Genomic DNA, 11,961 nt, shown 5'->3' on the forward strand with positions numbered 1-11,961 from the left:
TTCGGTGGATTCGCGTCAGCACACCCCCAGCAGGTCCGCCCGGTGGCGCGGCATGGCCGAGCACATCGTGCGCCAGGGTTCGGCCTCGGTCGCCGAGCTCGCGGAGAGCTTCGGCGTGAGCGTGATGACCGTGCACCGCGACCTCGACGAGCTCGAACGCCAGGGCATGGTCCGCAAGGTCCGCGGCGGGGCGACGGCTCAGGCCAGCAACGTGTGGGAGAGCAACATCGCCTACCGGCTGCAGGCCCACACCGCCGAGAAGGACGCCATAGCGCGGGTCGTGGCGGGCCAGATCGAGCCGGGCAGCTCGATCATGCTCGACGACTCGACCACGGCACTGGCCGTGGCCCGTCATCTGGGGGAGCTCGCGCCGCTCACGGTGGTGACGAACTTCCTGGAGGCGATCCGGCTGCTGGCCGGCGTCCCCGACATCCGGCTCATCGCGCTGGGCGGCGAATATCACGCGAGCCATGATTCTTTCCTCGGGCTCGGCTGCGTGGACGCCGCCGAGGCCGTGAGCACCGACGTGGTCGTGGTGTCCACCTCGGCCGTCTCCGACCAGTACGCCTTCCACCAGGAGCAGGAGATCGTCCTGGTCAAGCGGGCGATGCTGCGTTCGGGCACCCGGCGCATCCTGGCCGTGGACGGCTCGAAGCTGGCCCGGGTGGCGCTGCACCGGGTGGCGCCGCTCGACGACTTCGACGTGATCGTGGTCGACTCCGGCGCGCCCGCCGACCTGCTGCAGCGCCTGCACGACCGGCACCGCAACGTCCTGGTCGCGCAACTGTGACCCTTTCAGCGCCCGGCGGGCGGCGAATGTAACGTCGAGGACGTTATTTGTAACTCGACTCTTGTTAAGACCACATCCTGCTTGCTACAAAGTGAGGGCTTTCGCCCCCCAGCGTAGGAAGCAGGAGCATGGGTCATCCCTCCCGTAGATCCTTCCTCGGCCTCGGCGGCGCCGCCTTCGCCCTGGCCTTCACCTCCGACCTGGCCGACCCGTGGACCGCGTCGGCCGACGCGCGCACCATGGCCCGCGGCGACTACCCCTTCCGGCTCGGCGTCGCCTCCGGCGACCCGCTCCCCGACCGGGTCGTGCTCTGGACCCGGCTGGCGCCCCAGCCGCTGGAGCCGCTCGGCGGTCTGCCGTACCAGAAGATCAAGGTGGAGTGGGAGATCGCCGAGGACGAGGCGTTCACCCGGCGCGTGCGGCACGGCTCGGCCTGGGCCTTGCCCGAGTACGGCCACTCGGTGCACGTGGACGCCACCGGCCTGCGGCCCGGCCGCGACTACCACTACCGCTTCCGCGCCGGCGGCGAGCTCAGCCCCGTCGGCCGCACCAGGACCGCGCCCGCCCACGACGCCGGCCCGGAGGCGCTGCGCCTGGCCTTCGCCTCGTGCGCGTCCTGGCAGGACGGCTACTACAGCGCCTACCGCCACCTCGCCGACGAGCACCCCGACGTGGTCTTCCACCTGGGCGACTACATCTACGAGTTCGGCATCGTGCCGACCGGCGGCAACCGCAACACGCCCGTCCCCGAGCAGTTCCGGGTGCAGTGCGACACCCTCGACCGCTACCGCGTCCAGTACGGCCTCTACAAGAGCGACCCCGACCTGCAGGCCGCCCACCACGCCGCACCGTGGATCGTCACCTGGGACGACCACGAGGTGCTCGACAACTGGGCCGGCCGGTACGGCCCCGGCGGCGACGTGACCGAGCAGGACTACCTCGTCATCCGCGCCAACGCCTTCCGCGCCTTCTGGGAGAACATGCCGGTCCGCCTGCCCTCCGTCGAGGGTCCGGACGCGCGCATCTACCGGCGCTTCACCTTCGGCGACCTCGCCGAGTTCAACGTGCTCGACACCCGCCAGTACCGCGACGACCAGGTCTGCGGCGACGGCCAGCAGGTGGACTGCGCCGACCGGCTCGACCCGGCCCGCCAGATGATCGGCGCCGAGCAGGAGAAGTGGCTGCTGGACGGCCTCGGCGCCTCCCGCGCCCGGTGGAACGTGCTCGCCCAGCAGGTCGCCATGATGCAGCTCGACTTCGACGCGGGGCCGGCGCAGAAGCTCAGCATGGACCTGTGGGACGGCTACAAGGCCGCCAAGGACCGCCTGCTGACCGGCCTGGTCGAGCGGCGGGTCAGCAACCCGGTCGTGCTGACCGGCGACATCCACTACAACCTCGCCGGCGACCTGCGGACGAACTTCGACGACCCCGCCTCGCCGGCCGTCGGCGTCGAGCTGGTCTGCACCTCCGTCAGCAGCGGCGGCAACGGCAACGCGAACACCGGCGTGCCGCCCGGCGGCAGCGACCCCGTCAACCCGCACCTGCGCTTCTCCAGCTACCAGCGCGGCTACGTCTCCTGCGAGGTCACGCGGAGCCAGTGGCGGGCCGACTTCCGGGTCGTCCCGTACGTGGACCGGCCCGGCGCGCCGGTCTCCACCAGGGCCAGCCTGGTCACCCTCGACGGCGCCCCCGGCCTGCACGCGCTCTAGGAGGAAGGTCCGAACATGCGTCACCTCACCGCCGCGCTCGCCGCCACCACGACCCTGGTCACGGCCGCCGCCGCCCTCACGGCCCCCGCCCTGGCGGGGACCGCCGCCCTCACGCCCGCGCCCTCGTCCCCCTCCCCCGCGCTGCCCTCCCCCGCGTCGGAGCCGCCGTCGTCGGCCTCGGTCAAGGTGCGGCCCGGCACGTCCAAGGGCACCGGCGCGCTGACCCCGATCGCCGGCGCCGACCGCCTCGTCGCCCCGCTCGGCGTGGACCCGGCCTGCCCCGCCAGGATCGACATCGGCCTGCGCAGCGACGCGAAGAAGGCCGGCTACGCCACCGCCGCCATCGAGGTGGACAAGCCGCTGACCGCGTCCCGCGCGATGCTCACCAGCTACCTGCCGCCCGGCTACGAGCTGTCCGCCAAGCTGCTGGTGGCCGTGCCGCCCGGCACCGCCGAGGGCACCTACGGCCTGCGCCTGCGCACCACCACCAAGCGCAGCCTGGAGGTGCCGGTCGAGGTCATGACCGTGGACCGGCTCGACAACGGCGGCAACTTCGCCCTGCGCCGCCCCGTCACCGCCTCCTCCCAGCACACCAACGCCAACTACCCGCCGTGCAGCGTCGCCGACGGCGACCGCTCCTCCAACGGCTGGGCCGGCGGCAACGGCTGGAACGACGCCACCGCCCGCGCCTTCCCCGACACCGTCGCGATCGCGCTCGGTGGCGCCCGTCAGATCTCCCGCGTGGACCTGTACACGCTCGACACCGAGCGTTACCCGGCCTACCGCTACGGCGTGCGCGACTGGGACGTCCAGGCCCAGGTGGGCGGCCAGTGGCAGACGGTCGCGCAGGTGCGCGGCAACACCGCGGGGACCGTGCGCTCGGACTTCGCGCCGGTCACCGCGGACGCGGTCCGCGTCGTGGCGCTCGCCTCGAACGGCGCCAACGACTACACCCGCATCATCGAGGTCGAAGTCCGCTGAGCGAAGGGAGAACGCCGGTGAGCGGCACGTTCACTCGGATCACACCGCCCCGCGTCAAGGTGGGGCTGGTCGCCGGAGGGCTGGGGGCGTACTGGCCGCAGTTCCCGGACCTGCTGCCGCAGTTGCGGCGCTCGTCCGCGCGGGTGGCCGAACGCATGGAGGCGCTGGACTGCGAGGTCGTCGACGTCGGCTTCATCTCCGACGCGCAGGAGGGCGCGGTGGCGGCCGAGAAGCTGCGCGCCGCCGGATGCGACCTGATCGTCGGGTTCCTGACGACGTACATGACGGCCACCATGCTCGTGCCGATCGCGCAGCGCAGCGGCGCGCCCGTGCTGCTCATCAACCTGCAGCCGACCGAGTCGATGGACCACGCCACCTTCGACACCGGCCAGTGGCTCGCCTACTGCGGCGCCTGCCCGCTGCCGGAGATGGCCAACGCCTTCACCCGGTGCGGCATCCCGTTCCGCTCGGTGTCGGGCTACCTGGAGGACGAGCGGGCGTGGGAGCGCATCGGCCGCTGGGTGAAGGCGGCCGGGGTGCGCGCCGCGCTGGGCCGCGGCCGGCACGGGCTGATGGGCCACCTCTACCCCGGCATGCTGGACGTGGCCACCGACCTGACCCTGGTCAGCGCCAACCTCGGCGGCCACGTCGAGGTGCTGGAGTTCGACGACCTGCGGGTACGCGTGGAGAAGGTCGCGGGCGACGAGGCCGCCGCCCGGGTCGAGCTGGCCCGCGAGGTCTTCGAGCTGGACGGCTCGGTCAACGAGGAGGACCTCCAGTGGGCCGCCCGCGTCTCGGTCGGCCTGGACCGGCTGGTCGAGGACTTCGCCCTGGACAGCCTCGCCTACTACCACCGCGGCCTGGACGGCGAGATCCACGAGCGGCTGGGCGCCGGCATGATCCTCGGCGCGTCCCTGCTCACGGCCCGGGGCGTCCCGGCGGCCGGCGAGTACGAGCTGCGCACCTCGCTCGCCATGCTGATCATGGACAGGCTGGGCGGCGGCGGCTCCTTCACCGAGCTGCAGGCGCTCGACTTCGCCCGCGGCCACGTCGAGATGGGCCACGACGGCCCCGCCCACCTCGCGATCAGCTCCCGCCGCCCGCTGCTGCGCGGTCTCGGCGTCTACCACGGCAAGCGCGGCTGGGGCGTGTCGGTCGAGTTCGACGTGACGCGCGGCCCGGTCACCGCGTTCGGGCTGCGCCAGGACCGTGACGGCGGCTACGGCTTCGTGGTCTCGGAGGGCGAGGTCGTCGAGGGGCCGCTGCTGCAGATCGGCAACACGACCTCGCGGGTGGACTTCGGCTGCGACCCCGGCGAGTGGACCGACGCCTGGAGCGCCAGCGGCATCTCCCACCACTGGGCCCTCGGCACCGGCCACCGCCTGGCCGAGCTGCGCGCGGTGGCCGACCTTCTCGGCGCCGGGATCACGCACGTCCAGCCAGGGCGGTGAACGGGGGTAAACCCGTACGATGAGGGCGTGAACGGACTGATCCGCTCGCTGGGGCGCTCGGTGTGGAACGAGCCGCGGGCGCCCGGCGCGCCGCGGCGGGTCTGGCGGGACTGGGCGCTCGTCGCGGTGCTCGTGCCGGTGGCGGTCCTGGAGGGCGTGCTGCGACCGGACCTGCCCTTACGGGTGCCGGCGGTGGCCGTCACCGTCGTGCTGGTGCCGTTGCTGCTGTGGCGGCGTCAGCGGCCGCTGCTCGTGATGGTGACCGCGTTCGCCGTGAGCGGGGCCGCGTCGCTGGCCGCGGGCGGGCAGGACGTCGAGACGTACACGATGGTGTTCGTGCTGATCCTCGTCTACGCGCTGTTCCGGTGGGGGTCGGGGCGGGAGGCGGTCGGCGGTCTCCTCGTCGCGCTGGGCGCGCTGGGGCTGTCGGCCGCGCAGGGCCGCCTCGCGCCGGGCGACCTGGTGGCGGGACTGGCGGTGACGTCGGCGGCGCTCGGGCTGGGCGGCGCGATGCGCTTCCGCGCGGGGGCGCGCTCGCGCGAGCTGGACCAGGTGAAGCTGCTGGAGCGCGAGCAACTGGCCCGCGAGCTGCACGACCTCGTGGCCCACCACGTCTCGGCGATGGCGATCAGGGCGCAGGCGGGACTCGCCGCGGCGGCGGCCGAGCAGCCGGACGCCGCGGCCGACGCCCTCCGGGTGATCGAGGCCGAGGCGTCGCGCACGCTGGCCGAGATGCGCACCATGGTGCACGTGCTGCGCCGCAACGAGCCGGCCGAGCTGACGCCGGGCAAGCAGCTGGGCGACCTGACCGAGCTGGCCGGCCGGGCGCGGGTCGGACCGGCGGTGGACGTACGGATCAGCGGCGACGTCGCAGGCGTGCCGCCGTCGGTGGGGGCGGCGATCTACCGGATCGCGCAGGAGTCGGTCACCAACGCCCGCCGGCACGCCCGGCACGCCACCCGCATCGAGGTGGACGTCGCGGCCGACGACGCGGCGGTGCGGCTGCGGGTGACCGATGACGGCGACGGCGTCGTGGCCCGGCAGATCTCCTCGGCCGGGTACGGCCTCATCGGCATGATCGAACGCGCGGGCCTGCTGGGCGGCACCTGCGAGGCGGGCCCGAACCCGGGCCGCGGCTGGACCGTCACCGCGGTCCTGCCCAGGGCGGGGGCCACGACGTGAGCGACCAGGACCAGCGCCCGATCCGGGTGATCGTCGCCGACGACCAGGAGATCGCCAGGACCGGCCTGCGGATGATCCTCGACCTCCAGCCCGGCATCGAGGTGGTCGCCGAGGCCGGCGACGGGCGGCGCGCGGTCGAGCTGGCCCGGCGGCTGCGCCCGGACGTGTGCCTGTTCGACATCCGCATGCCCGCGCTGGACGGCATCGAGGCGACCCGCCTGCTGGCCGGCCCGGCCGTCGCCGACCCCATCGCAGTGGTCGTCATCACGACCTTCGACCTGGACGAGTACGTCTACGCCGCGCTGCGGGCCGGCGCCCGCGGCTTCCTGCTGAAGGACGCCGGGCCCGACCTGCTGGCGCAGGCGGTGCGGGCGGCGGCCGGCGGCGACGCGCTCATCGCCCCGAACGTCACGGCCCGGCTGCTCGGCGCGTTCGCCGGGTCGGCCCCGTCCGCGCCGCCCGCGCAGCCGGTCGAGCCGCTGACCGAGCGGGAGGAGGAGATCCTGGCGACGGTGGCGCGCGGCCGGACCAACAGCGAGATCGCCGCCGAGCTGCACATCTCGCTCAGCACGGTCAAGAGCCATGTGGCGAGCCTGATGACCAAGCTGGGCGTGCGCAACCGGGTCGAGATCGCGATGTGGGCCTACGAGACCGACCGGGTCAGGCGCTGACCTCGGTGGCCCGTGCGGCGGCGGATCAGCCATTCGGCCACGGCCAGGTTGACCGCCCATCCGGCGCCGAGCAGCAGCGCCCGCGTCGTGCCCGTGGGATCGCCGGCGGCGCCCGTCCAGATGCCCAGGATCAGCGCCTGGCTGCCCGCGCCGAGTCCCAGCGCGTAGGCGCGGATCATCCAGGCGCGGTGGCGGGCGTAGCGGCGGCGCAGCACGGCGGCCAGGCCGAGGACGAGCGCGAGCGCCATGAGCGAGCCGAACCCGAGCCGGAACGCGGCCAGCAGGTCGCCGTCGCCGTCCTGACGGGGGTAGAAGAGGGTCATCCATATGCCGGACAGCGCCACGACCAGCCCGAGCGGCAGCAGCATCCGCCCCATCAGCCGGTGCCTGGCGGGCGGCCGGCGGCCCCCGAACTGGAAGGCCCCGAGCACGGTGTAGCCGGTCGCCGCCAGGATGTGCGCCACGACGGGCACGGGCACGGCGGCGAAGCGGGCGCCGTCCGGCAGGACGTCCGGGCCGCCGGACAGGGCGGACAGCCGGAGCGCGCCGGCCACCAGGGGGACGACGGAGAGCGCGATCAGCGCGACGGGCACGAGCCGTGACGCGCGCCGCCCGGCCGGGCCGGTGGGAACGAATGCCTGGGTCATGCCTCGATGGTGGCGGCCGGGACGGGGGCGGCTCATCGGCGCTTCGGCCCTGATCCAGGCGTCCCAAAGGCCACTCGGAAGGTCGTACTTTCGGCGGTTACCCCGGGGCGGGGGCGCGCTCACACTGGCGTTCGTCCGTTCCCACCAGAACAAGGAGCGCCCCGATGAAGGCCTTCGTCCTCGACTCCTACGGCTCCCCCGACGCCCTGAAGCTCACCGAGCTGCCCCGCCCCGTGCCCGGCCCCGGCGAGGTGCTGGTACGGGTGCGCGCCACGTCCGTCCAGCCCTTCGACTGGCACCTGATGCGCGGCGAGCCGCGCCTGGCCCGTCTCATGCCCGGCGGCCCCGGCCTGTTCCGGCCGAGCCTGCCGATCCTCGGCGCGGACGTCGCCGGCGTCGTCGAGGAGACCGGCCCCGGCGTGACCGAGGTCGAGCCCGGCGACGAGGTGTACGCCATGTCCGGCGGCGGCGGCTTCGGCGAGTACGCCGCCGTCAAGGTCGCCGACCTGGCGCCCAAGCCGCGTACGTTGTCGTTCGAGGAGGCCGCGGCGGTGCCGATGGCGGCGCAGACCGCCCTGCTGGCCCTGCGCGACGACGGCGACCTGGAGGACGGGCAGCGGGTCCTGGTCAACGGCGCCTCCGGCGGCGTGGGCACGTTCGCGGTGCAGCTCGCGCGGGCGTTCGGCGGGAAGGTCACCGGCGTGTGCAGCCCCGCGAACCTGGACCTGGTGCGCTCGCTCGGCGCCGAGGAGGTGGTGGACTACACCAAGGAGGACGTCCTGGGCCTCGGCCGCCGCTTCGACCTGGTCGTCGACATCGCGGGCAGCCACCCCGGGCGGGCCTACCGGCGGCTGATCCGCCCGAAGGGGCGGCACGTGCAGGTGGGCGGGCGGGGCAGCCGGTGGCTGCAGCCGATGGGGCGGATGTTCGGGACGATGGCCGCCGCGCCGTTCCTGCCGCACCGGGTGGCCATCACCAACGGCCCGTGGAAGGAGACCCGGCGCAACCTGATCACGCTGGGCGGGCTCATCGACGCGGGCGAGCTGCGGCCGGTGATCGACCGGGCGTACACGTTCGGGGAGATCCCGGCGGCCGTCCGCTACCAGGAGGAGGGCCACGCGCGGGGCAAGGTCGTCGTCACCGTGGCTGAGTCGTGACTGCGACGGAGTCCTGACGTCCTCGCCCGCGTGCCCGCAGGTCAGCCCGCCCGGCCGGTCGCCTGGGCGGGGAAAGCGCTCATAATCCCGGATTTGTCGGGCATTCTAGGGAACCGCGCAGGACGCACGACACCGATGGGAGTCCTTGATGCCGTTCCTGACCCAGCTCGCCGACGTCGCCCGCCGCACCGGCAGCCCGGTCACCGAGGTGGCCGGGTGGCGGACCCGGGGCCACGGGCCGCAGCCGGAGGTCCAGGGCGTCGTCTGCCACCACACGGCCGGCCCGGCCGGCGGCGGCGACTACCCGTCGCTGGCCGTGGTGCGCGACGGGCGGCCCGGGCTCGACGGCCCGCTGTCGCACTTCGGGCTCGGCCGTTCCGGCCGCATCTACGTGATCGCCGCCGGGCGGTGCTGGCACAACGCCCCCTCGACCTCGCCCTGGCACGACAACTCCAGCTCGCTCGGCATCGAGGCCGAAAACAACGGGACCCAGCCCTGGCCGGCCGCGCAGCGGGAGTCCTACGTCCGGCTGTGTGCGGAGCTGTGCCGCGCGTTCGGGCTGCCGGCCTCGCGGGTCAAGGCGCACCGCGAGGTCAACACCGCCAAGCCCGACCCCCACTCCATCGACATGAACGACTTCCGGGCGTCGGTGGCCGCCATCATCAAGAGCGGCCCGGACGCCTTCTGGACGGAGGAGCTCGTGAGGAATCTGCCGGTGATCCGGCTCGGCGACGACAACTACGACGTCAAGACCGTGCGCGGCTGCCTGTTCGCTCGCGGGCACGTGCCCCCGGCCGCGTACGCCGACCTCCCCGGCGGGCTGCGCACCTGGCTGGAGTCCACGGTCGCCGACGAGGGCCTCATGGCGCTGGTGAGCGCGTTCCAGCAGGCGAGAGGGCTCGGCGCGGACGGCGTCGTCGGCCCGGAGACCTGGCCGCCGCTGCTGCGGGTCTGACCCCCGGCACGGACACCGTGACGCTCTCCCCGGTCAGGTCGGCTGACGCCCGCGGCCGGCCGTCCACGTAGACGTCGGCCCGGTCGAGCAGGTGGGTGCGCAGGGCCAGCTCGTCCCCCGAGCCGGCGACCCGCACCTCCAGGCGGCGCGCGGGCAGCGCGGCGAGCAGCCGTCCCGCGTGCGGTCGATCGGGACGCCGTTCCAGTGCGTGACCCGTACGCCGGGGCCGAACCCCTGGGCGGCGAAGCCCGCGACGACCCGGGCGACCACGTAGTGCCGCTCCTGCCCCTCGTAGTACTCCTCGACCTGGTACGGCAGGTACGCGATCCGGCCGGCGAACGGCTCCGGCAGCAGGTAGTTGGTGTGCAGGTCGCGTACCGAGTGGAAGATCTGCGACAGCTCGGCGTGGAAGCGCCACTCGGGGTCCATGCTCGCCTCGCCCTGCCGGCCGAGCCGCAGCGCCAGCAGCCGCTGGACGGGGTTCACGGCGTGCATCGCGACCTTGAGCGGCAGGTGCACGTAGTTCTGCTCGATGAGGACCAGCGCCTGCGCGACCAGCGCGCGCCGGTCGGCGAGGGTCAGCGACCCCGCCCTGTCCAGGAAGTCCCGCAGCTCGACGACTCCGGCGAGCCGCTTGTCCATGGCCTCGGAAGCCTCGGTCATTCCACACCCGTCCCCGTCCGCGGGCACGACAGGGAGCGGGGGGCTCCCCGACCACGCCGTCGGACTGCTCGGAGCCTGTTCGGACCTCCGCAGCCTGGCACCGCCGGCCGCCCGTCCGCATCAGGAGCCGCCCTAGGGCTTTCCCTAGGGCCGGGGTCACGCACAGGTGGTGCGGTTCGCCGGGACCGTGCCGTCCAGCAGGAACCGGTTCACGGTGTCGTCGACGCAGGTGCTGCCCGAGCCGTACGCGCCGTGGCCCTCGCCCCGGTGGACGAGCTCCACGCCGACGCCCAGCCGCTCGGCCATCGTGGCGGCGCCCTCGTACGGCGTCGCCGGGTCGCCGGTGGTGCCGACCACGAGGACGGGCGGCGCTCCGGGGGCGCGCACGTCGGTCGCGGCGGCCGCGCCGGTCACCGGCCAGTCCGTGCACTGCAGCAGCGACCAGGCCAGCAGCTCGCCGAAGACCGGCGAGGCGGCGCGGAACTGCGGCAGCCGGGTGCGTACGTGCGCTGTGGTGTAGCGGTCGCTGGAGTCGGCGCAGTTGACGGCGGCGTTGGCGGACTGCAGGTTCGTGTAGCGGCCGCCGTCGCCTCGGCCGTGGAGGGCGTCGGAGAAGTACAGCAGCAGGTCGCCCTTGCCGTCCTCGACGGCCGAGCGCAGCGCGAGCCGCAGGTACGGCCAGAACTCGCGGGAGTAGAGCGCGGCGGCGATGCCGTACAGGGCCTGGGTCTGGGTGAGCGGGCGTCCGTCGGCGGTGGGCAGCGGGCGGGAGTCGAGGCGGGTGAGCAGCCGGGCCAGGCGCCGCGCGCCGCGCCGGTTGTCCTGCTCTCCGTCCTTCTGCCTGGCGGCCCGTCCGCCGGGGACCGGGCAGTCGCGCCGCCCGGCGCAGTCGCGCAGGAAGTTGCCCAGTGCCCGCTGGAAGCCCTTCGCCTGGTGCAGGGCGACCTGCTCGGCGTTCTCGGTGGGGTCCACGGCGCCGTCCAGCACCATCCGGCCCACCCGGCGCGCGAACAGGTGGGCGTAGACGCCGCCGAGCTTGGTGCCGTACGAGATGCCGAAGTAGTGCAGCCGCTCCTCGCCGAGCGCCTGCCGCAGGAGGTCGAGGTCGCGGGCGGCGTTCTCGGTGCCGACGTACGGCAGCACAGCGCGGGCGTGGCGGGCGCAGGCGGCGGTGAACGCGCGGAACCCGCCCGTGAGGGCGCGCTCCTCGGCCGGGCCGTCGGGGGTGCCGTCCAGGTCGCGCCAGGCGTCGAACGCCCGGCCGTCCAGGCAGCGCACCCCGTCGCTGCGGCCCACCCCGCGCGGGTCGAAGCTCACCAGGTCGTAACGCCGGTGCAGCTTCAGGTAGTCGTCCCTGGCCACCGGCGGCAGCGTGGCCACGCCGGACTCGCCGGGACCGCCGAAGTTGAAGACGAGCGAGCCGAGCCGCCGCTCGCCCGCGCCCGGTCTGGCCTTGGCGCGGACGAGCGCCAGGGGCAGCCGCGGCCCGCCGGGACGGGCGTGGTCCAGCGGCACCTGCAACGTCGCGCACTCCCAGGCGGTGCCGTCGGGCAGCGGCTCCGGCCGGCCGCCCTTCCCCTGGCCCGGGGTGGGCGCCGGGCACCGCTTCCAGGTGAGCTCATGCCCGGTCGGGGTGGCGGGCGAGGTGGCCACGGTGGTGGCCATCAGGGGAACCAGGGCGGCCATGACCGCGAATCTCCTCATGCACGCTCCTCGGGCAGGCGGCCGGTCGCCGCGCGACGACATCCTGACGGC

The 11,961-nt window shown here is 74.1% G+C and carries 11 protein-coding genes; 8 read left to right on the forward strand and 3 right to left on the reverse strand.

The window, feature by feature from the left end; translation table 11 throughout:
* The first annotated feature begins 4 nt into the window (after nucleotides 1-4).
* From BMW85_RS25910 to BMW85_RS25935, 6 genes are all read left to right on the forward strand, one after another.
* A complete protein-coding gene (locus BMW85_RS25910; protein ID WP_245775066.1) occupies nucleotides 5-790 on the forward strand; it encodes a DeoR/GlpR family DNA-binding transcription regulator in 786 nt (261 codons plus the stop codon).
* A gap of 128 nt (nucleotides 791-918) precedes the next feature.
* Nucleotides 919-2,499, forward strand: a complete 1,581-nt coding sequence (locus BMW85_RS25915; protein WP_091086154.1) for an alkaline phosphatase D family protein — start codon at nucleotides 919-921, stop codon at nucleotides 2,497-2,499.
* 15 nt (nucleotides 2,500-2,514) lie between these two features.
* Complete coding sequence (locus BMW85_RS25920; RefSeq protein WP_091086158.1) at nucleotides 2,515-3,480, forward strand: discoidin domain-containing protein; 966 nt, start codon at nucleotides 2,515-2,517, stop codon at nucleotides 3,478-3,480.
* Between the two features lie 17 nt (nucleotides 3,481-3,497).
* Nucleotides 3,498-4,931 (forward strand): L-fucose/L-arabinose isomerase family protein, encoded by a 1,434-nt coding sequence (locus BMW85_RS25925; RefSeq protein WP_091086159.1) that lies wholly within the window; start codon nucleotides 3,498-3,500, stop codon nucleotides 4,929-4,931.
* Nucleotides 4,932-4,958: 27 nt separating this feature from the next.
* A complete protein-coding gene (locus BMW85_RS25930; protein ID WP_091086162.1) occupies nucleotides 4,959-6,113 on the forward strand; it encodes a sensor histidine kinase in 1,155 nt (384 codons plus the stop codon).
* Nucleotides 6,110-6,784 carry a response regulator gene (locus tag BMW85_RS25935; RefSeq protein ID WP_281249604.1) on the forward strand — a complete coding sequence of 225 codons (675 nt, stop codon included), beginning with the start codon at nucleotides 6,110-6,112 and terminating at the stop codon, nucleotides 6,782-6,784. The genes BMW85_RS25930 and BMW85_RS25935 overlap by 4 nt, the downstream gene beginning before the upstream one ends.
* Here the strand turns inward: BMW85_RS25935 and BMW85_RS25940 are convergent.
* Nucleotides 6,757-7,431 carry a DUF2306 domain-containing protein gene (locus tag BMW85_RS25940; protein WP_091086165.1) on the reverse strand — a complete coding sequence of 225 codons (675 nt, stop codon included), beginning with the start codon at nucleotides 7,429-7,431 and terminating at the stop codon, nucleotides 6,757-6,759. The genes BMW85_RS25935 and BMW85_RS25940 overlap by 28 nt on opposite strands.
* Before the next feature lie 164 nt (nucleotides 7,432-7,595).
* Here BMW85_RS25940 and BMW85_RS25945 point away from each other — a divergent pair, with 164 nt between their 5' ends.
* Together BMW85_RS25945 and BMW85_RS25950 are read left to right on the forward strand one after the other, a co-directional pair.
* Entirely contained in the window at nucleotides 7,596-8,588 is a 993-nt protein-coding gene (locus BMW85_RS25945) for an NAD(P)-dependent alcohol dehydrogenase (protein WP_091086167.1), read from the forward strand.
* Nucleotides 8,589-8,736: 148 nt separating this feature from the next.
* Nucleotides 8,737-9,543, forward strand: coding sequence for a peptidoglycan recognition protein family protein (locus BMW85_RS25950; RefSeq protein ID WP_091086170.1), 807 nt, complete (start codon nucleotides 8,737-8,739; stop codon nucleotides 9,541-9,543).
* A 33-nt stretch (nucleotides 9,544-9,576) separates the two neighbouring features.
* Here the strand turns inward: BMW85_RS25950 and BMW85_RS25955 are convergent, their stop codons facing one another.
* On the reverse strand, nucleotides 9,577-10,206 hold the full coding sequence (locus BMW85_RS25955) for a hypothetical protein (RefSeq protein ID WP_091086173.1): 630 nt from the start codon (nucleotides 10,204-10,206) through the stop codon (nucleotides 9,577-9,579).
* Between the two features lie 156 nt (nucleotides 10,207-10,362).
* On the reverse strand, nucleotides 10,363-11,910 hold the full coding sequence (locus BMW85_RS25960; protein ID WP_091086174.1) for an alpha/beta hydrolase: 1,548 nt from the start codon (nucleotides 11,908-11,910) through the stop codon (nucleotides 10,363-10,365).
* Between the last annotated feature and the right edge of the window lie 51 nt (nucleotides 11,911-11,961).

The organism is Nonomuraea wenchangensis (genome assembly GCF_900111685.1).
Taxonomy (GTDB): Bacteria; Actinomycetota; Actinomycetes; order Streptosporangiales; family Streptosporangiaceae; genus Nonomuraea; species Nonomuraea wenchangensis.